This window comes from Veillonella ratti, from assembly GCF_003992115.1.
GTDB classification, from domain to species: Bacteria; Bacillota; Negativicutes; order Veillonellales; family Veillonellaceae; genus Veillonella_A; species Veillonella_A ratti.
This window is the reverse complement of record NZ_RQUX01000008.1, coordinates 55,465-76,446: the sequence shown is the minus strand read 5'-3', so window position 1 is coordinate 76,446 and position 20,982 is coordinate 55,465. Positions and strand designations below refer to the sequence as shown.

General features: G+C 37.7%; 22 protein-coding genes. 19 read left to right on the top strand and 3 right to left on the bottom strand.

Going from position 1 to position 20,982, the window contains the following annotated elements; genetic code table 11:
- Positions 1-89: 89 nt before the first annotated feature.
- From EO124_RS05135 to EO124_RS05095, 9 genes are all read left to right on the top strand, one after another.
- Entirely contained in the window at positions 90-482 is a 393-nt protein-coding gene (locus tag EO124_RS05135) for a hypothetical protein (protein ID WP_127058630.1), read from the top strand.
- Positions 483-511: 29 nt separating this feature from the next.
- A complete protein-coding gene (locus EO124_RS05130; RefSeq protein ID WP_127058629.1) occupies positions 512-841 on the top strand; it encodes a hypothetical protein in 330 nt (109 codons plus the stop codon).
- Positions 842-858: 17 nt separating this feature from the next.
- A complete protein-coding gene (locus tag EO124_RS05125) occupies positions 859-1,533 on the top strand; it encodes an alpha/beta hydrolase (protein WP_127058628.1) in 675 nt (224 codons plus the stop codon).
- A gap of 60 nt (positions 1,534-1,593) precedes the next feature.
- A complete protein-coding gene (locus EO124_RS05120) occupies positions 1,594-4,008 on the top strand; it encodes an AAA family ATPase (RefSeq protein WP_241230673.1) in 2,415 nt (804 codons plus the stop codon).
- The gene (gene mcrC / locus EO124_RS05115) at positions 4,005-5,069 is read left to right on the top strand and encodes a 5-methylcytosine-specific restriction endonuclease system specificity protein McrC (RefSeq protein ID WP_127058627.1); all 1,065 of its coding nucleotides are present in this window, start codon (positions 4,005-4,007) and stop codon (positions 5,067-5,069) included. The genes EO124_RS05120 and mcrC overlap by 4 nt, the downstream gene beginning before the upstream one ends.
- Before the next feature lie 258 nt (positions 5,070-5,327).
- Entirely contained in the window at positions 5,328-5,567 is a 240-nt protein-coding gene (locus EO124_RS05110; RefSeq protein WP_127058626.1) for a hypothetical protein, read from the top strand.
- Positions 5,512-5,787, top strand: a complete 276-nt coding sequence (locus EO124_RS05105) for a hypothetical protein (RefSeq protein ID WP_206512538.1) — start codon at positions 5,512-5,514, stop codon at positions 5,785-5,787. The genes EO124_RS05110 and EO124_RS05105 overlap by 56 nt, the downstream gene beginning before the upstream one ends.
- Positions 5,788-5,814: 27 nt before the next feature.
- Positions 5,815-6,675, top strand: a complete 861-nt coding sequence (locus EO124_RS05100) for a GIY-YIG nuclease family protein (protein WP_127058625.1) — start codon at positions 5,815-5,817, stop codon at positions 6,673-6,675.
- A 107-nt stretch (positions 6,676-6,782) separates the two neighbouring features.
- Positions 6,783-7,376 (top strand): helix-turn-helix domain-containing protein, encoded by a 594-nt coding sequence (locus tag EO124_RS05095; protein ID WP_127058624.1) that lies wholly within the window; start codon positions 6,783-6,785, stop codon positions 7,374-7,376.
- A gap of 158 nt (positions 7,377-7,534) precedes the next feature.
- Here the strand turns inward: EO124_RS05095 and EO124_RS05090 are convergent, their stop codons facing one another.
- Positions 7,535-8,698 (bottom strand): toxic anion resistance protein, encoded by a 1,164-nt coding sequence (locus tag EO124_RS05090; RefSeq protein ID WP_127058623.1) that lies wholly within the window; start codon positions 8,696-8,698, stop codon positions 7,535-7,537.
- A gap of 15 nt (positions 8,699-8,713) precedes the next feature.
- Positions 8,714-9,406 (bottom strand): 5-bromo-4-chloroindolyl phosphate hydrolysis family protein, encoded by a 693-nt coding sequence (locus tag EO124_RS05085; protein ID WP_127058622.1) that lies wholly within the window; start codon positions 9,404-9,406, stop codon positions 8,714-8,716.
- An 807-nt stretch (positions 9,407-10,213) separates the two neighbouring features.
- Between EO124_RS05085 and EO124_RS05080 the strand changes: the two genes are divergently transcribed.
- The 8 genes from EO124_RS05080 to EO124_RS05045 all read left to right on the top strand — a co-directional run bounded on the left by EO124_RS05080 (position 10,214) and on the right by EO124_RS05045 (position 17,069).
- Positions 10,214-12,142 (top strand): type I restriction-modification system subunit M/S, encoded by a 1,929-nt coding sequence (locus EO124_RS05080; protein ID WP_127058621.1) that lies wholly within the window; start codon positions 10,214-10,216, stop codon positions 12,140-12,142.
- A 26-nt stretch (positions 12,143-12,168) separates the two neighbouring features.
- Entirely contained in the window at positions 12,169-12,531 is a 363-nt protein-coding gene (locus EO124_RS05075; protein ID WP_127058620.1) for a hypothetical protein, read from the top strand.
- Positions 12,532-12,575: 44 nt separating this feature from the next.
- Positions 12,576-12,866: a hypothetical protein gene (locus tag EO124_RS05070; protein ID WP_127058619.1), complete on the top strand. Its 291-nt coding sequence runs from the start codon at positions 12,576-12,578 to the stop codon at positions 12,864-12,866.
- A gap of 37 nt (positions 12,867-12,903) precedes the next feature.
- Positions 12,904-13,317, top strand: a complete 414-nt coding sequence (locus EO124_RS05065) for a hypothetical protein (protein ID WP_127058618.1) — start codon at positions 12,904-12,906, stop codon at positions 13,315-13,317.
- Between the two features lie 176 nt (positions 13,318-13,493).
- Positions 13,494-13,919, top strand: a complete 426-nt coding sequence (locus EO124_RS05060) for a hypothetical protein (protein WP_127058617.1) — start codon at positions 13,494-13,496, stop codon at positions 13,917-13,919.
- Between the two features lie 242 nt (positions 13,920-14,161).
- Positions 14,162-15,082: a restriction endonuclease gene (locus tag EO124_RS05055; protein WP_127058616.1), complete on the top strand. Its 921-nt coding sequence runs from the start codon at positions 14,162-14,164 to the stop codon at positions 15,080-15,082.
- 24 nt (positions 15,083-15,106) lie between these two features.
- Complete coding sequence (locus EO124_RS05050) at positions 15,107-16,609, top strand: class I SAM-dependent DNA methyltransferase (protein ID WP_127058615.1); 1,503 nt, start codon at positions 15,107-15,109, stop codon at positions 16,607-16,609.
- Positions 16,599-17,069: a restriction endonuclease subunit S gene (locus tag EO124_RS05045; protein WP_127058614.1), complete on the top strand. Its 471-nt coding sequence runs from the start codon at positions 16,599-16,601 to the stop codon at positions 17,067-17,069. Before EO124_RS05050 ends, EO124_RS05045 begins: the two co-directional genes overlap by 11 nt.
- On the opposite strand, the gene EO124_RS05040 is transcribed toward EO124_RS05045, so the two are convergent.
- Positions 17,066-17,755: a restriction endonuclease subunit S gene (locus EO124_RS05040; protein ID WP_127058613.1), complete on the bottom strand. Its 690-nt coding sequence runs from the start codon at positions 17,753-17,755 to the stop codon at positions 17,066-17,068. The two genes, EO124_RS05045 and EO124_RS05040, sit on opposite strands and share 4 nt — an antisense overlap.
- 27 nt (positions 17,756-17,782) lie before the next feature.
- Between EO124_RS05040 and EO124_RS05035 the strand changes: the two genes are divergently transcribed.
- Both EO124_RS05035 and EO124_RS10345 read left to right on the top strand, forming a co-directional pair.
- Positions 17,783-19,828 (top strand): type I restriction endonuclease subunit R, encoded by a 2,046-nt coding sequence (locus EO124_RS05035; protein ID WP_241230672.1) that lies wholly within the window; start codon positions 17,783-17,785, stop codon positions 19,826-19,828.
- Positions 19,812-20,915 (top strand): DUF3387 domain-containing protein, encoded by a 1,104-nt coding sequence (locus EO124_RS10345; protein ID WP_241230671.1) that lies wholly within the window; start codon positions 19,812-19,814, stop codon positions 20,913-20,915. The genes EO124_RS05035 and EO124_RS10345 overlap by 17 nt, the downstream gene beginning before the upstream one ends.
- The last annotated feature ends 67 nt before the right edge of the window (positions 20,916-20,982 follow it).

The following is a 20,982-nucleotide window of genomic DNA, read 5'->3' as shown; positions in this document are numbered from 1 at the left end:
TTCAGTACTGTATACCGGGCATTATGAATATGCTATACTGTAATTAACTTATCAAGTGGTGCGTTTCATTGATTGAAAGGGTGAGGTATATGAAGCGGCTATGGCAGGGATTATTTATTTGTTGTTTGGGGATTCTTTTTATGTTTGCGAGCTTCGGTTTTGCAAACGCGACGGATGTTTGGGTGGCACATTGGAATGATGATAATACCGATATCTATGTGATGAACGATACATTAACCTATGGCTCCGATTCGAATGGGAAGGGCTTTTCAATAACTACAAAATTTGTGAAAAACGGACAATTGCAAAGAGTGGTAACATGGCATTTTGGCAAATTTAGAAATGACATGTGGCGCTATCGCACTAATACCATGTCAGGGGGACATGATACGGTGGTTATTCCACAGAACGAAGTGTTTGAATATGGTATGAATCAAATCGGTTGGTCGTATTATATTAAAGATAGATTCTATTATTATTAAAAGTCTGTAAGACTAAGAGGATACTAATTATGATGATAAGTCCGGAAGAGTTTGTATTACAGCATAAGAATGACACGCTTGAAGAATTAATAATGGTCCGTAGGCATTTAGAAGAAGACCTTGTGGAATTAGAAAAGAAGTTGTTTTATATTGGTGTCGATGAGAATGATCCGAGTATATTTGCCTTGGATGAATTTGAGGTAAATCCGGGACCTGAAGTGGAATATCAATGTAATCTTATGTATCTGGCTGAATTGTGCAATTTTTTGCGTGAAAAATATAATCGCGAAGAAATATGGGGACATTTGAACGACGATGATGACGATATTGATGACTTAGAAGATGATATTGAAAAGTAATTGCATAGGGGGAGTTTATGAAAGAATGTTTTACTCTAGCCGGTAAAGTTATTACCTTATACAAAGCAAAACAGACCGATCAACCATTAGTTGTACTGAATATGTTTGAAGACGATAGTTCCGGTGTAGTAGCTGAGCTTCAGAAACTGAGCAATTTTGATATAAACCTTCTTGTTATCAGCAAACTTAATTGGAACTCCGATTTGTCACCGTGGGAAATTGCACCCATTTCAAAACAAGAGCCGCCATTTACCGGCGATGCTTCTGTGTATCTCGATTGGCTCCTAAATGAGGTACTACCAAAGGGGCTTGGATTAATAGCAGGTACACCGACAAAAACATATATTGCCGGCTATTCCATGGCGGGACTCTTTGCGTTATATGCTCTTTATAACTGTGATATATTTGACCGGGCTGCCTGTATGTCGAGTTCGTTCTGGTTCCCGGACTTTAAGAAATATGTTGAGTCGCATCAAATGAAGCGTGAACCAGATAAATTATACTTCTCTTTAGGTGATAAGGAAGCTAAAACGAAACATCAGATACTTAAAACTGTTCAGGAGAATACGGAGGCAATCGTTAATCATTTAAGAGAACAGAATATAGATGTAACCTTTGAAATGAATGAAGGGAACCATTTTAAAGATATTGAATGGCGGATAGCTAAGGGGATTGCGGAGATTTGTAGATAAGCCGATACTTTGAAAAGTAGATGCTATAAAAATGATGCGGAATATTGTTGCATAAAGTTTATGAAGGCGGATTGGGTAATGTTTAATAAAAGTAAATTGAAAGCAGTGCTTGATGAATATAAAAAGCAGTTTGTAGAAATTCTATGGCCGAAAGAAAAAGCAAAATGGGAGGCGGTAAAACAATTCCAGGATAATTGGAATCTAGCGTCAGCTGATTTTGCAGCTATGCTTTCGAATGCTTTAGCGAAGGTGGATAAGCTTGTTAAATCGGGAAGTTATTTCCCTATTGGTATGATTACAGAATTAGCGGAGAAGGCTCCTGAAGAAGTTAAGGCTATGTTCGAAGCGCTTTTTGACGAGTCTGAGGATATTTATAAACGCATTGAACGGTTTAAAGAACAATCAGAATATGTCCGTAAAACATATCATAGTAAAGCCGTTCAACATTATCAGAACGAAAGCATTATCATCACGTATTTGTGGCTACAATATCCGGACAAATATTATATTTATAAATTCCGAGAAGTAAAAGCATTCGCTACTGAGCTTGAAAGCAATTACACATTTAAACAAGGTAGCTATGAAGATAATATTCGTAACTTTTTATCTTTTTATAATGAAGTCTGTGCTGAGTTGAAGAAGGATGAAGAGTTAAAGAAATTGATGGCTTCGCAGCTTACAGACGAATGTTATTCGGATCCGAATTTAAGGACACTCCCCATTGATGTGGGGCACTTTGTTGCTAAGTACTATGATAATGGACTGGGAACGGATGAATGGTGGCCAAAAGATTACACCCCGGGCTTATCTGTAGATGATTGGGAAGAAGTGCTTAATGACTCAAAGGTTTTTAACCAATCTAGCCTTGAAATCATGAGGCGTATTCTTGATTTTGGTGGTGAGGCAAGTTGTACTCAGCTGGCGAATAAATATGGTGGAACTAAAAATTTTTATAATTCTGGTTCGTCGTCATTAGCAAAACGAATAGTTAAAAAGACTGGGTGCCAGGTCATGCCACGCGATGAAGGTGGTAGTAGATGGTGGTCGGTTCTTTATCTTGGTAAGAATGCCAAAAAAGGCGAAGACGGTTCTTTTATTTGGAGATTGAGAGATGAATTGGCTGAAGCTTTAAAGCGCGTTGATTTATCTGAAGTAGACTTATATGCCAAGCCAGAGCCCGCTGGTGAGTCTTCTGAACAAAATTACTGGTTTTTGATTGGTAACCCTAAAATATGGAGTATGTCTGGTTGGGCTGTTAATGCTGTTCAGGATTATACTCTTTATACTGAAGAGGGTAAAAAACGCAGAGTATTTCAAAACTTCTTAGATGCCAAGGTCGGAGATATAGTAATAGGTTACGAATCCACTCCGGTAAAACAAATTGTTGCTATTTTCCGTGTTAGCGCAGAGCATGATGGAAAGAAACTTTCATTTCAAAAGATAGAGGGGCTTTCTTCGCCTATAGATTATTCCATTTTATCGAATAGCCCGGAACTTGAGGATATGGAAGGTCTTCCACAGCTGCAAGGTAGTCTTTTTAAACTTACTAGAGAAGAATATGAATTTATTATCGACTTAATTCGTAATGAAAATCCTATTTCGTTAAGTAATACCAAGAAGGCTTACACGAAGGCTGACTTTTTGAACGAAGTCTACATGACAGAAACTGACTATGATAGATTAGCTGCCGTCTTGAAGAATAAAAAGAACATTATCCTGCAAGGAGCTCCCGGTGTGGGGAAAACCTTTGCTGCAAAAAGATTGGCCTATTCGATAATGGGTGAAAAAGATGATAATCGTATCGAATTTGTACAGTTTCATCAGAATTATTCTTACGAAGATTTTATGATGGGATACAAACCGGCGGAAAACGGGTTCGAGTTAAAATACGGGATTTTTTATAGATTTTGTCAAAAGGCGCTTAGCTGTCCGGACAAGGATTATTTCTTTATTATTGATGAAATTAATCGTGGTAATTTGAGTAAGATCTTTGGCGAACTCTTAATGCTGATTGAGGCTGACTACCGTGATAAAAAAATAACGCTTGCCTATAATGAAGTGCCTTTTTCAGTGCCTAATAATTTATATATTATCGGCATGATGAATACGGCTGACAGAAGTCTAGCCATGATAGATTATGCACTGCGCCGTCGGTTCAGCTTTTTTGACATGGAGCCGGGCTTTGACTCACAAGGTTTTGTTGATTACCGTAAGGATTTAAATAATGATACCTTCAATAGGTTGATAGATTGTATTAAAGACCTAAATCAGGTAATTGCTCAGGATAAGTCCCTAGGCAAAGGTTTTTGTATCGGTCACAGCTATTTCTGTAATTGGACGGATGCAAATTGCACGGATGAATGGATGAAAAATGTAGTCGATTTTGATATTTTGCCGATGCTCAGCGAGTACTGGTTTGATGAAAACTCCACATTGCAGACATGGGAAGCTAATTTGCATGGTGTATTTAAATGACAAAAAATAAAAGTATATTAATCAAAAATATATACTATATGCTGTCCTACGCGTTTCAACCCCTGAATCAGGAAAATTATAAGGATATAGCAGTTGAATCATTTGATGAGATTTATGATCTTTTGGCAGCTATTCTAGCCAAAGGAATTGGGATTCAGCTGAAACAGGGGTTGTATCGAGAGTATATAAATCGACAAGACGATATGACGGTAATGCGGGGTAAAATTCACATGCCCGGGACGATTAAAAACCAGATTGCTCATAAGCGGCTATTGTCCTGTGATTTTGACGAACTATCTGAAAATACGCTTTTTAACCAAATCATTAAAACGACTGTCATCCTACTGCTAAAACATGCCAAGGTAAAGGCTGAGTATAAAGATGATCTTAAAAAGAAAATGCTATTTTTTGCTAATGTTGATACGATAGACCTTACTTTGGTGAAGTGGTCTACTATTAGATTTCATCGGAATAATCAGACCTACAGGATGTTAATCAGCATTTGTCAGCTTATTATTGAGGGAATGCTCATTACAACCGAGGCAGGCGCACATAAATTAGTCTCTTTCGTCATTGATGAGAGGTGGATGTGCCGGCTGTATGAGAAATTTATTTTGGAGTACTATAGTAAACACTATCCTATGTTGTCGGTAAGTGCTTCGCAGATTCCGTGGAATGTAGACGACGATATTCGCACAATGCTACCGGTTATGCAAAGCGATATCCATTTGCAAAAGGGCAATACAGTTTTAATTATTGATGCTAAATACTATACTCGTACTATGCAACAGCAATATGATAAACGTACGTTGCATTCTCAGCATATGTATCAGATTTTTGCTTATGTTAAAAATCGTGATTATGCGTTCGGTGAGGAAGAACATAGAGTTTCAGGGATGCTACTATATGCAAAGACGGACGAAGAAATTCAGCCGGATAATGTGTATCAGATGCATGGGAATCAGATTAGTGTGAAGACGCTGGATTTGAATGTGCCGTTTGAGGAGATTAGAAGGCAGCTGGATGAAATTGTTAAGGGACATTTTGGGGATATGAAGTAGAATTATAATTGCTCCACCATTTTCGCGAAAATGGTGGAGCAATTATTTTATCACCACCATAATTAGGAAAATGGTGGAGCTATAATACTTTGATTATTAGCTATGTAAGTGGCATTATGAATGTGTTGTGAATAAAATGAGGCTATAGTAAAATAAAAAATAAGGAATGAAGTACGCTTTGCTCAAGCAGCTCATAAAGCACTTGGAAAATAAAATGTTAGCTATCAAAGCAGTAGGAATTGTGCGGGAGAATATATTATGGACAAAGCAAACGCAATATTGACTACAGAGTCAATATTGGAAGAAGAGAACATCGAATCCCTTGATTTAGATGCGCTAGAGGAAAAACTTGACAGTCAATTGGATGAAGAGTTGTCCGAATTACAGTTTCTGGAAGATGAGAAAGAAAAAATAGGAAATCCTGAAAATCTTGGAGTTGCCATTGGAAAAGTTGGTATGGGAGCAATTTTTAAATCAAATTGCAATTACTGGCGGTGAAGAGTTTATTAAAGGTAATCGCGGTATGACTCTTGATTTAAGCGATGATGCTCATATTCAGACAACTGAAAAATTTGCAAATGGTCGCTTGGTGAGAAATCTTTATGATGATTTGGTTATGAATCATGCAAGGAGAGTTATTTGTATAGAAAATCCGAGGAAAGAAGATTTATCTATCATTAAGGCAGAGGACTTCACTGTTACATTTGGGAGCGAATAATAAGTTTATATATTAGGAGTATTAATTATGGAAAATAACATAATGGTTACATTGAATTTAGAAGATGGAACTCCGGATGGTATTATAGAGGCATCTCTTGAAGATTGGAATGGCAGGGCTTTCAAAATACCCAGAAGTGCGGTTAAGGAATATAACGCGTTGGAGTTAGAGTGTGCCGGAATTTATTTTTTATTTGGAAATGGTGAGAGGAATCCATGGACTGTTTATATTGGGCAGTCAGATAATGTTTTAAAAAGAGTAAAACAACATTTAAATGAAAAGAAAAAATGGGACTGGCATACAGCGATTATTGTTAAAAGACCAGGATTGAATTCGACTCTAACGGAATACCTTGAGCACCATGCCGTTCAAATAGCAAAATCAAATGGATTTTATAAAGTAGAAACAAAAAGCACTAGAAACAAGGTGATTGACCCACGTCTTACTGGAAGTATGAATACCTTTCTGGAGAATATGAGAATTTTAATTAATATTCTTGGTTACAAAGTGCTTAACTCAGCGATCTCAGAATGTGAAATAACCAATCAAGAGAGTAAGAAGTTCTATTTGAATATTAAAGATTCCTCGGCAACCGGTGTATTTGTAAATGGTAAATTTTTATTATTAAGAGGGTCTTCTTATAATGTAGATGCGCGAAGAGGTGTGCTGCCTAAGAAAATTAAAGAGTTACGGAAAAATTACGGGAAGTCTAAAGTGAAAGATGGAAAAACTATCGTGGATATTTCTTTTGATTCACCTAGGGATGCAGGGAGTTTTGTAATGGGTTACCCTATAAATAGCAAACTGCAGTGGAAAAACGAAGACGGTAAAACATTAAAAGAGCTTGAAAGTGGAAATCCACATGGATATAAGATGTTTGTTAAATAATCTATTAATAGCTCTAGATTTATTCTTACATCTCTATGCAACGTAGGTAGCCTTTCACCCTATTTTATTTTAAGATAGCCATAGCAAAAGAAAGAGGTGTAATGGCTATGAATTATATATCAGGCACAATGTTAAAAGAACTGCGTGAACGCAAGAAGCTCACGCAAAAAGAATTGGCTGAAAAACTACTCATCAGCGACAAGACGATTTCTAAATGGGAGACCGGCAAGGGATTACCGGATATTACCTTGGTTACGCCATTGGCGGAGGCTCTCGGTATTTCTGTGGCTGAATTATTTGCCGGCGAATATGCTATCAATGATAATCGTTCGGCGAATGTGAAAAAGCTTAAATTCTATGTTTGTCCTATCTGTGGCAATATCATTACAAGCTTTGGTGAAGGTGACTTTAATTGCTGCGGTGTTAAACTACCGGTTCTTACTGTAGAAGAAGATTCACCGGAAGAATCTCCGGAACATATCATTAACGTTGAGAAGATTGAGCATGACTTTTTCGTGCATATGGAGCATCCTATGACGAAACAGCACTATATTTCCTTTATGGCGTATGTGACATCAGATAGGTATACATTAGTGAAACTCTATCCGGAACAAAATGCAGAGTGCCGTTTTATGAGTCGTGGGCATGGTATTATTTATGCCTATTGTAACCGCCATGGGCTATTTAAAGTGAATGTATAAAAGAATCTGAAGAGTTTGTATTAAAAGCATGCAGTAATTGAACATAAATTGACAAAACTAAAGGCCTACAAAGTTAGATGTTTCTGACTTTGTAGGCCTAATTGTTTATATAGATTTTATAGTATAGCAATACTAGTCAATTTGATGATGTAAAGCAACTATTTTTGTTCTTCCGCTCGTCCCGCTCCTTTAAGCAATGCCTCTTTCAACTTCCCTTCAATCTGCAGTAACTCCTGTTCCGCAGCTTGTCGTTTTTGGCGACCTTCACTTTGAATGCGGATAGTATCTTCGATGGTGGCGATTAGACTTTCGTTAACCTGTTTAATCGTTTCAATATCCACGATGGCTCGTTCATTTTCAACGGCCGTTTCGTGTGAATTCTGTTTGAGAAGTTCGGCGTTACGCTTCAAGAGCTCGTTCGTTGTATTAGAAACGGCCTGTTGCATTTTCAAGGCTTCTTGCTGGCGGTCGAGGCCGAGAGCGAGGACCATCTGGTTTTTCCACAATGGAATCGTGTTATAGATAGCACTTTGAATGCGGTCTACGAGAATTTTATCGTTGTTCTGAATGATGCGGATTTGCGGCGCCGTTTGAATGGCAATCGTTTTGCTGAGCTTTAAGTCATGGACTTTCTTTTCAAAACGAATCACCGCATCTTTGAAGTCCTGTACGACTTGGTGCGCCATCGGATTATCGGAAGCTGCAGCTTGTGCTTCCAAGTTCGGAATTGTTTTATCATTCAATTCTTGAATCTTTTCTTCGCCCGCTTGGATATAGAGTTGAAGCTGTTTGAAATACTCAAAGTTCTTGTCATATAAGCCGTCAAACATAGCCACATCCTTCATGAGGAGCATCTTTTGCTTGTCGAGACCGGCCTGAATCTTATCGATTTGAACCGCCAACGTAGTGTACGACTCTTTGAGGTTCGCCGCTTTTTTGAAAAGGGAACCGACTACCGGCAGATTGGCTAATACGCCTTTACTCCCATCTTGTTCAGCTTCAAACTCATGGACTTGTGTTACCAAGTCCGTAAGTAATTTGCCGGCCGTCGCGTGGTCTGTGCTTTTCACGGTCGATAGAATGCTGTCTGAAAAAGAGGCAATATTATCCTGGGCAGCCATTCCGTATTGGGTAATTGCGTTGGAGGCGACAAGGTCAATGGAATTTTTAATCTCATCCACTTGCTTGCGTTCTTCCGGTGTGAGTTTTTCGATTTGCTGCGTCACACGCACCAGCTCCATCGATTCATTATTAGGGGATGTGTCTGTCGAATCTTCCATTTGTTTCTTTTCTAAAAGGTCATTCAAATTGATTTCTGCCATAATCGCACCCTACTTTCATTTTTTGTTCAAAAATTTATCACTAAGTTCAATAAGGGAATCAATGAGCGGATTTCTCTTTTGGGGCGTCGTTGGACGTTCCGGTGTTTCCGGATTCAGTCCGTCGGCCGACATATTTTCACGCATAATTTTCATTTCCGCATCGAGATCTATAAGTTGCGCATTAAGAACTTTGGTAAACTGATCCGCGTAGGCTTCATCGTAGTGATGAAAGAGCTGTTTAATTTCTCGCTTCGACTGTACCACTTCCGGCTCATTAAGCCCCGTGCGCTCCAATTCTTTATATTTTTGCACCAGTAAAATGGCACGATCTTGATAGTAATCGATGAAACGACGGGCAAGGCCGATGCGTTCCGGATGTTCTTGTAAATAGGTCAGAAAGTTTTTGGCAATACCCTGTGTCTTTTGTAACTGCTTGCGGAACGATTTATCGTTTAACGTTTTGATTTCTCGCTCCATTTTATTGTAGTCCGTAATGGCTTTGTCAAAAAGCTCCGTGTTGAAGCGGTCCAGCTCTTTGTTGCCGCTGTTGAATTTTAGCTTAGGGTTAAAACTCTTTTTCCAGCGAATGGCGCGGTAAAGGGCCAAAAATCCAAGGACAACAAGGCTTGTTGTTTCAAAACCGGAAAAATAAGATTCCGTTGAAAGGGTGAAGCAAAAAACTGCTATAAATAACCAAAAATATCGCATGTATGGTCCTCCTTAATATGAAGAATCGCTTGTATTAATTTTATCATATTTTCATAAGATCTGCCGATATCCATTTAGAATTTACAGGTGATACATAGACCAATCGGGATGAGAAGTAAAAGGGGTTGGTGGAATCTCAGTTGGTAAATTTTTGCTTTGTTTGCATGAAGAGGTCGTCAAAAAAATGCGGAATCCGCAATAAAATTTCGCGCTTTCTTGAAGCAAGCCCTTTTTTATTGTTAAAAAGTAGTTAATGGATCGGTTAGCGTTTAATTTTTAGTAGATTAGTATAAAAATTAAATACAACCAATATAAAAATGGTTGTTAAAAACCATTTGACTTTAGAAAACTTTGGTTGTACAATGAAATTGGGAAGATGGCTTGGAGCGTATAAGTAGACGAATAGCTCCTCAGAGGCCAAAGCGTAATAGCTGGACTCGTCGATGATCGGCAAGCCTAAAACAATGTATCCGATAAGAATGTTAGCTCATCCGGCAAGAGTGTTAGTTTATCTAGTAAGAGTGTTAGTTTATCCGGTAAAGGAGGTTTAAAAAAATCATCTAGTTAGAGCACTTAAATTTTTTTGCCATCCCCTAAAATGGTTACACAAAACCAAAATAAGAAAAGGCAGAGGTGTTAGTTAGTAGATTATCTAGTCCGCAAAACTATCTAGTCCGCAAAACTATCTAGTAGAAAATATCTAGTAAACACTATCTAGTAGAACTATCTAGTAACCCCATAAAATCATCTAGTTCGGTTACTAGATAAAAACGGACGAATTTGTATTCACGTAAGGAGGAGTTAGTTATGATTGGTTATCCAATTGGTTTGTTACAAGAATTGAGTGAAGATGTTATCGAAAAGTATATCGCTAAAGTGGCGAGTGTTTTTGAAAACTACTATTATGATTCACTGGATGATGTGCCGCTTATCCCGTTCAAAGACAGTATTTTGTTTGCAACGTTAATGTTAACAATGAAACAAAAGGGACTTAGTGAAATCGGTGCAGAGGATTACATTGTTACTAAGCTTCAAGAACCTTCGATGTTAAAGGATTATATTGATCTTAGACAATATTATCCGGATGTTCTACCGCCTTTAGTGCATTGTAAGTCTGAAGAATTGTTCACATATATCGTCCTCGCCGAGCCTATTATCCTATCGAAGTCTGAATATAACGTAGGCGTTAGCATTAATCGATTATTGGTAGAGCTGTTGCGTGGTCAAGATAAGGTATATGACTGGGGATTTGCTCAAGGTCAATTCCTGATTCAGTCCCTCCTGCAAAGTCGGCCAAGACCACAGGTGGCTGGCATTGAAGTGAAAAAAAGCAATTATTTTGTTACTAAAATTCGGATGTACCTTGTGGGCGTACAGGCAAACCTGCAAGAGGCAAATTTGTTTTTTGAAAAAGACGCCAATAGTGAAGGGGCAGCCGCCGTTATTTGCCCACCGCGTAAAAACCCGCTAACGGAGATTCAATATCAGGGCTACTATTTAAAAAGCTCACTGGCTGAGTTATTCTACACCAGTTCAGACAAAGCTATGCATACCGGGGAATGGCCATATATTCTAAAAGCGTTGGATTCATTGCAGCCGGGTGGCAAACTCCTTGCACTTACATCACTTGAGGCCGTTTCAAATAAACTTTCCAGGGCGATTCGCTGTAAACTACTCGAAGAAGGTTTAGTTGAGAGTGTTATATTGTTATCAAATCGGCTGATTCCGGGGGATAAGAAAGCCGCCATCCTCTGGATTTTTTCAAAAAATGCTAATCGTTATGTGCGTATGATTAATGCCGGTGAAATCAGGACCAAGAAAGGACAGTCATTTTATCTGTCGGACGAGAATATCAAGCAAATTGCAGATCTTTATCGTTATGGTGAAAAATATACAGTAAATGTGACTGATGATGAATTTGGCATTGAAAATATCGTGAGGGACGTAGCTGTTGAAGACATCTTGGCTGAACCGGTTTACCATAGACGACATTACCATTATGAAGATGAAGATTTTTACCCGATAGTTATTTCTTCAGAGGAAGTAAGGCAATGCAATCTGTCGCCGGATCGATATACCAATAGAAGTGCTACCGCAACGACTGATACGGAGGAGCTGTTTCAGGGACCATCCTATTTCCTCGGTGATGTGTGTAAGATTCGACGTGGCGCCGATGAAAAAGTCGATGAGTCGGATACGGCGGATACCGGTGATTTGGCAAAATACATTACACCGAAGCATCTAAATAACCGCACGATTGATGTTTTGAAAATGCCTTCGCTTACGACAGTCACAGTAGCGGGGAATCGGAAACCGCTAAAGATAAACACAATTATTATGAGTAAATCGGCACCGTTTAAATTCGGCTTTATTGATGATTTGAAGGGGCGCAATGTCTATTGCAGCGGTAATACCTATAAGCTGACCGTTGATGAAAATGAAATAAATCCCGTCTATTTGTTCATGTATCTGACTTCGGATGCGGCAAAAGAACAATTGATTCGAATTAGTGAAACTATGAATCCGTTATCGCGAACGAAGACAATCAGTATTACCGATTTAGGGGAGCTTCAAATTCCAATCGTACCTCGTGACGAACAAGAGGTGCTGGCTAAGGAATTTTTGAAAATGGTAGCTGAAGAAGAAAAAATTCAAAGGCAATTAGATACGATTTTAGAAGGCAAAAAGACACTCATTCAGAACGCCATGGCTAAAGCAGAACAAGAGAATAAATAGTACTTTGTATAGTGAGGAGGATGTGTATGTTTACGAAAAAAAGCATTTTTTACGACCCAATCGAAGACGGTAACGCCGAAATTTTACGTATCAATGCGGATGGCAGCTATAACGTCATATCGGTTAATGTATTTTACAGCATCGGTGGCGTTGCGCCGGGGTATTTGGAATTTAGAGAACGGGCGGAAGGCATGGTATTTGAAGACGTAACCATTGGTGAACGAACTTATGGCATGTGGATGCCCATAGGCAAAACGGCCCATAATGAAAAGGCTTCAAAACTGCTCGGTAAACCGGTGCAAGGCAATGTGTATATCATTCGCACCGACAGCTATAGAGAATTTTTGGAAGACGAGGATATTGAGTACATTAAAAAGACGGTAGGCTAAGCGGGGTAGGCAGATAACAGTTAGTGAAGCGGGGAGGAATACTAATGTTTCGCAAAGATTTTATCGAAGGCAGTCGAGGCCTTCATTATGAAGATGAAGAGGAGTATATGAAAATGTATAAAGTTATGTTGCCGTATAAAAAAGACGGGCGTGTGGTGGCATCCATTCGTGGGGAAATGAGGGGGAGCATGACCTTGTGTGATGAAAAAGGCAAGGTGTTGGCCCGTTATAGCTTGGTTAATAATTCTACGAAGATTGTGAATGGTAAAACCCTTGGTAGGGGCAATTGGTTGGCACAACTTTTAGTGGAATATGTAGAGAGTTTGTCCAATTAGCAGAGGGAGCCTTGAGTGTGATAAGGAGCGTGTTTTTATGAAAAAATATAAAGAACTGGTAATCGGTCGTGATGGTGTTTCGGAGTTTGTAGAAGTAGAGGCGGGTTCCTATGGGCAAGACGAAATAGCCGGTGCCGCACGGCATAGACACTTCTGTAGTATACGGAAAATTAAAGTTAAAAATTTAGGCAAAAATTTTTATATCGTTGTAAATGGCAACAACACGATTGATCCGTTTAATAAAGATCGGAGGAAAGGCTTTACCAAAGCCGATGATGCCGAACTTTTTAATGAAAATGCGTCTAAGCTTGCGGAACGAAATATATTCGGAAACGCCTATGTCGTGAAATTCGATAATGGTACTTACCGTGCCCTCTATGATGAGGATATTAGGGAATTGAAAAAAGTATATCCATTTCCGATTAAAGGGGATCATGAGGAGTCAAAATAGCACCAAGCGAGCCATATAAAATTAGCAATAAAAAGTAGGTAAAATACCCGAAAAAATAGCTCATAAAAGAGGAAACGCATTACATTTAGTCGAATAGTATAAGGTAATGCGTTTTTTTATAAAACTTATTAGGCTATAGGAGATTGTTGCTATTTAGGGGATAGAGGACTGCTGCTATGAAACAGGATAAAGTGTTAAAAATCGGGTATGACGGCCATTCTGAATTTATTACTATTGAGACCGATAACCATGGTTGGGGCAAGATACTGGATATTTGCAAGCACGAAAGTTTTCACAAAGTCGATATATTTGGGGCCTATCGTCTGGCGGGCTATGTATTTGTGGTGGATGCTAAAAACTCCATCAAGAGGATGGAGGCTGAACTGATAAATCCCTTCTTTTGCCCGCTCGATGATAACTATTATAACGGTAACGCCAGCATGTTAATCGGCACGAACATCTACGGTAATGCCTACGTGGTGAAAGCCTATGGGATGAAATATGGGGCGTTTAGTAAAAAAGACATGGGCGATCTCGCACGGAAATATCCGTTTACCATTGATAATTTTGGGGAAATGGGGATTACGACGAAGGGGCGTTGAAACCGGGAACCGTGGAGACGTGAAAACGAGGTAGTTCTGTTGATTGATTTAAGGTGAAACAATATATGCTGATTTGAAAATGCGGTTTGCGCGGATATGTGAATTCAAACCGCATTAATGTTATAAAAGTTCATTTTTATCAAGCTAAAACTCCTTGATTAAGGTATAATTAAATATAAGATTAAAAGTTACTATAATGATGGTTATTAAATAGGTTAATGGTATCTTATTGAGGTGAGTTTATGGCTATACCTAAATACTTTGAATTTTTTCCTTCCGTAATTAAATATTTAGGCGATGGGACATTGCGGACATCAAAAGAAATACGCGAATATTGTATTTCTGCCTTTAAGTTGACAAAAGATGATTGCCTTGAACAGTTAGAAAGTGGTCAACTAGTTGTTAATACACGCATAAGCTGGGCTTGTACTTATTTAAAGAAAGCAGGACTGATTAATAGACCTCAAAGAGGTTCTTATTTGTTAACTAAATTAGGTAAAGCGGCTTTAAAAGATGGTGCAGATAATATTACATTAGACTATTTAAAACAGTTTGAAGCTTTTCGCGATTTTGTGCACGTTGAGCCAGGAACACAAAGTGCTGGTAATAACCCTGTTGATCCTAGATCTGATGATAAAAGTCCGGAAGAGCTAATTGAATATGCAATGAATCAACTAAATTCATCATTAGCGGATGCATTATTGGTTGAAGTAATGAAAATGACACCATATGAATTTGAGAAGCTTGTTGTTAAGTTGTTGATTAAAATGGGGTATGGGTCAGCTGAGTTATCTTTAAATTCTGTTACAAAGCTATCTGGTGATGAAGGTGTAGATGGTATGGTTGCTGCGGATCGATTAGGATTTGATGTAATTTATACGCAAGCAAAACAATGGAAACCGGATTCGGTAGTAGGACGCCCGGAAATTCAGAAGTTTTTAGGGGCATTAGCCGGCCAAGGTGTGGCTAAAGGAATATTTATTACAACGGCTAAGTTTTCATCAGAAGCTAGAGAATATGTGGCGAAACAATTGCTACAAAAGATAGTTCTCATTGATGGCAAACGACTTATGGAATTGATGATAGAATATAACCTTGGAGTTTCTATTGAAAATCTTTACACCGTGAAGAAGCTTGATACAGACTTCTTTAATGAGGATTAATTAGGCTTGTAAAGGAGAAAAATTGTGGCAGACAAAAATACAGCTAATGTTGGATTTGAAAAACAAATATGGGATGCAGCCTGTGTGTTAAGAGGTAATATGGATGCCTCAGAATATAAAGGTGTAGTATTAGGTTTAATCTTTTTAAAATATATTTCAGATAGATTTGAAGATAAATATAAGGCATTAGTGGCTGAAGGAGATGGTTTTGAAGAGGATATTGACGAATATCTTTCGGAAGGCATTTTCTTTGTCCCTAGTGGTGCACGCTGGAGTGATATTGCATCAAAGGCTCATACACCTGAAATTGGTGTAGTTATTGATAATGCAATGCGTTCTATTGAGAAAGAAAATAAACGACTTAAAGACATTTTACCTAAAAACTTTGCTCGTCCAGAATTAGATAAAGGTAGACTTGGCAATGTTGTTGATCTATTTTCTAATATTAAAATGATTGAGCATGGCAGTGAAAAAGATATACTTGGTCGCACATATGAATATTGCTTATCAATGTTTGCTGAACAAGAAGGTAAACGAGGTGGTGAGTTTTTCACACCTTCGTGCATTGTAAGAACCTTAGTTGAAATTTTGCAACCATATAAAGGGCGAGTATATGATCCCTGTTGTGGCTCAGGAGGTATGTTTGTCCAATCTGCTCAGTTTGTAGAAAATCATAGCGGAAATATTAGTAATATTTCTATTTATGGCCAAGATTCAAACCCTACTACATGGAAAATGGCGCAAATGAATTTAGCTATTCGTGGAATTGAACCTAATTTGGGCGGGTATTCAGCTGATACCTTTTTGAATGATTTACATCCAACACTTCGGGCTGACTATATTATGGCAAATCCTCCATTTAACCTGTCTCCATGGGGAGCTGAACAGTTAAAAGAAGATGTTCGTTGGAAATACGGAATGCCACCGGCAGGCAATGCCAACTTTGCTTGGCTACAACACATGATTTATCATTTAGCTCCGGCAGGTAAAATAGGGATGGTTCTTGCTAATGGCGCTTTATCATCACAGTCGGGTGGTGAAGGTGAAATTCGTAAAAATATCATTAATGATGATTTAGTAGAGTGTATTGTAGCTATGCCGACACAACTATTTTATACGACACAGATTCCGGTTTCGTTATGGTTTTTGAATAAGCAAAAGAAACAAAAAGGAAAAACCCTTTTTATCGATGCCAGAAAAATGGGGTCTATGGTGACTCGTAAACTTCGTGAACTTATGGAAGAAGATATTAAGAAAATCGCTGATACTTATGCATCTTTTGTTGACGGTACATTAGAAAATGAAAAAGGATATTGTGCTGTAGTAGATACAGAAGAAATTGCTAAACAAGACTATATCCTCACACCAGGTCGTTATGTAGGCATTGAAGAACAAGAAGATGATGGTGAGCCATTTGAAGAAAAAATGGCAAGACTTACATCTGAACTTGCAGAAATGTTTGAAAAAAGTCATGAACTAGAGGCTGAAATTCGAAAGAACTTGGAGGCTATAGGATATGAAATGTAAGTTTTATTCATTGGGGGAGTTAGCAACAATTAAATATGGAAAGAATCAGAAGAAAGTTGAAGATGAAAATGGTAATATTCCTATATATGGAACTGGGGGATTAATGGGATATGCAAGGGAATCTTTATACACCGAACCATCAGTATTAATAGGAAGAAAAGGTTCTATTGGAAAAGTGAAATATGTTGAACATCCCTTTTGGACAGTTGATACATTATTTTATACCATTGTTAACACAGAGATTGTTTTGCCTAAATATTTATATTATTGTATGTCTCAGCTTGATTTAAATTATTACAATGAGGGAACTACTATACCTAGTTTAAGAACGGAGACACTTAATAGGTTAGAATTTGAAATTCCTTCTATAGAAGATCAAAAAAAAGTTTTGTCACTATTGAATCCTATAGACGACAAAATCGAGTTGAATAATCAGATAAACAATAATTTAGTGGCTTAAAGGTTGAGATTGGAGAAGTCAAGTTCGCCAGATATCAATTTTGGAAGTGATGCATCTCGAATGTCCTTCAAAAATTCATTTTGATTGCAATTAGCATATATCTGTTCGGTAAATGCTTTAGCACTTTCTTCAAAAAGTTTAAGGTTGGTCGCATCAGGGATGTATATTGGATGCTTAATAATATGTGTAACCTTTATGCTTGGCTGTACAGAACCAATGTTATATGCAACCAAATCTGAACGAATATACTTCAGATACTGGTACAGATATAATGGACTTATTGATATTGGCCTTAGTGCAACAACATTTTGAGCTATACACCCCTTAGAGCCCAGATATATTTTCATTTCGGCCAAACTGCCTACTGTCGACAAAAGTATATCCCAGGCTTGTGGATGCCCACTTCGAAACCAGGTATTGTATGTATTTTCATCAACATATTTAGTACAGTTATTGAAGTCAATAATACGACCAGAACCTTTAAGTGCACCTACATCAATTATTGGATAATCAAAAGTCTCCGTTGTTAACGGTGGTGTTTTTCCGCGATTGTCTACAACAGAAATTAAGTCACCTAATTGAGGACGGCTTTTAATAGATGCATCTGAAATGTGATTAGCAAATAAATTTGCAAAAATTGAGCTGAGCTGTTGCTCTAAATTATTGTTTATCGCTACACCCCCCATTAACCAAAAATTTAAAGGAGGTTAATTATGCCAAACTTATTTAATGAAGATACATACGAACAGGCGATTATAGAATTGTTTGAAGAAATGGGCTATTCTCATCTATATGCGCCGGATGTAGAACGCGATTATACAAGCCCTTTGTTAGAAGATGTATTAAAAGATAGCTTGGCACGTATTAACCGCGAACTACCTAAAGAAGCAATTAATGAGGCGCTCCTTAAACTACATGATTTGGAAACGGGCAGTTTATTGGAAAAAAATATTAGATTTATGCACTATTTGCAGAATGGGATTGAAGTAACGTTTTTTGTAAATGGGGTAGAGGACTCTCAAATTGTACGTTTAATTGACTATAAAAATGTGAATAATAATACTTTTTATGTAGTGAATCAGTTTACTATTATCGAAAATGCCGAACGTCGTCCTGATGTTATATTATTCATAAATGGGCTGCCATTGGTTGTTATGGAATTAAAAACTCCTGTTAAAGATGAAGTTACAGCAGAAAATGCATTTAATCAGATTAGAAATTATATGCAGGATATTCCGTCGTTGTTTTACTATAATGCCATTTGCGTAATTAGTGATTTATCGACGAATAAAGCTGGAACAATTACATCTGGAATGGACCGTTTCATGGAATGGAAAACTAAAGATGGCAATTATGAAGAAACAGCCTATGCCTCGTTTGATACTTTTTATGAAGGTATGTTTCAAAAAGAGCGATTGTTGGATATTATAAAGAATTTTATTCTTTTTTCAGGAACACCTACTAATCGATTTAAAGTGCTAGCTGGATATCACCAATATTTTGCAGTAAAAAAAGCGATTGAAAAAGCTAAAGTCGCAACTCAAACTGATGGTAAGGGCGGTGTGTTTTGGCATACACAAGGTTCGGGTAAGTCGTTGTCGATGGTATTTTATGCTCATTTGTTGCAAAAAGTTCTAGAGAGCCCGACTATAGTTGTTATGACAGATCGTATCGATTTGGATGACCAGCTTTTTAATCAATTTTCACAATGTGCAGAGTTTTTACGCCAGGTTCCGGAACAGGCTGAAAGTAAAACAGATTTAACTCGACTTTTGGAAAATCGCAGTGTAAATGGCATAATTTTTACAACAATGTTTAAGTTTGAACGTGGTGAGAAACCCTTGTCAGAGCGTCGCAATATTGTAGTTATGACGGATGAAGCTCATCGTGGGCAATATGGTTTTGAAGAACGTATCATAATGTCAAAAAATGAAGCGGGGGAACTGGAAGCGCATACATCTATTGGTAATGCTCGTATTATTCACGATGCTTTGCCGAATGCTACTTTCATTGGCTTTACCGGAACGCCGATAGCTGCTAAAGACCGTAATACACGAGAAGTGTTTGGCGATTATATTGATGTGTATGATATGACTCAAGCTGTAGAAGATGGTGCTACGAGACCGGTATATTATGAAAGCCGTGTAGTTCATTTAAAATTAGATACTAATACATTGGCGTTAATTGACTCTACATATGATGTGTTGGAAGAACAGTCAGATAAAGAGACCATTGAAAAAAGTAAAAAAATGTTAGGCCAGATGGAGAGCGTATTAGGTGCTGATTCTACTATTGATTCATTGTGTAGCGATATTATAGACCATTATGAAAAATACAGAGCTAATTTATTAACTGGTAAGGCGATGATTGTTGCTTATTCCAGACCAATTGCGATGAAGATTTATCGACGCATATTGGAGCTTCGGCCGGATTGGACAGAAAAAGTCGGTGTAGTAATGACCGGCGGAAATAATGACCCGGAAGATTGGAAAGACGTTATTGGTACTAAGGCTCACAAAGAAAAATTGGCCGCAAAGTTTAAAGATAATAATGACCCAATGAAGATTGCTATCGTAGTAGATATGTGGTTGACTGGGTTTGATGTACCTTCACTGGCTACTATGTATATCTATAAGTCCATGTATGGCTATAATTTAATGCAGGCGATTGCTCGTGTAAATCGTGTTTTCAAGGATAAAGAAGGCGGTTTGATTGTAGATTACGTCGGCATTAAAAGCCGCCATGAAAGAATATACTAAGCGTGATCAGTCTAAATATGGCGATATGGATATTGCTAAAGAAGCATATCCAAAATTCCAAGAGAAGTTGCAAGTATGTAAAGACTTATTGCATGGATTTGACTTTAGTGACTTTAATACCGGCTCACCACTTGTGAAAGCCAGACTTATATCCGGTGGTGTAAATTTTGTCCTAGATCCACATGAACCTGAGAGAGTAGATTTATTTTTGAAAGAAGCTTTGTTACTGAAACAAGCACATTCGCTTTGCTCCAGTATGACTCTTGAAAGGGAACGCGCAGAGGCTGCATATATGGAAGCTATTCGTTCGACTGTAATTAAAATTAAGCATGGTGGGGATGGCGGAAGAACATTGTCACTTAATGAAATTAATGCACAAATCAATGAATTGTTAAAGGCAGCCATTCAATGTAATGGAGTTATTAGTTTGTTTGATAGTAGTAAGGCTAAAGGTGAGATTTTTAGCCTGTTTGATCCGAAAGTTTTGGATGAGATTTCAAAAATGAAGGAGAAAAATATAGCTGTTGAAATGTTGAAAAAGTTGATGTTGGATCAAGTTGGTGTTTACAAGTCAACTAACGTTGTACAGTCTGAGAAATTCTCTGAAAAAATCACTAAATTAATGAATTCTTATTATAATGGCTTAATTACTAATGAAGAAGTTATAAAAGAACTTTTGAAGACGGCTGAAGAAATTAAAAATTTATATAAAAACGGTGAGAAATTAGGCCTTTCACAGGAAGAATTGGCTTTCTATGATGCACTAACTAAACCAGAAAATATTAAAGATTTTTATGAAAATGACGAATTAGTGGCTTTGACTAAAGAACTTACTGAGCAGCTACGTAAGAATAGAACGATTGATTGGCAAAAGAAAGAAACTGCAAGGGCTTCTATGAGAAAAATGGTTAAGCGATTGTTAAAAAAATATAAATATCCTCCAGAGGATTATGATTTTGCCATTAGTACGGTAATCAGCCAATGTGAACTTTGGACTGATAAATCAGAAATATCACAACAGAGTAATGTTTTAGCATATCCAATGAATAATGATGGGTTGCAAGCAGTTGCGGATAGAACAAATTAATTCCCAAAACACTAGGGCATAATATTTGTAATATGAAGAGAAAATTAGTTTAATACAAGGAGCCCCC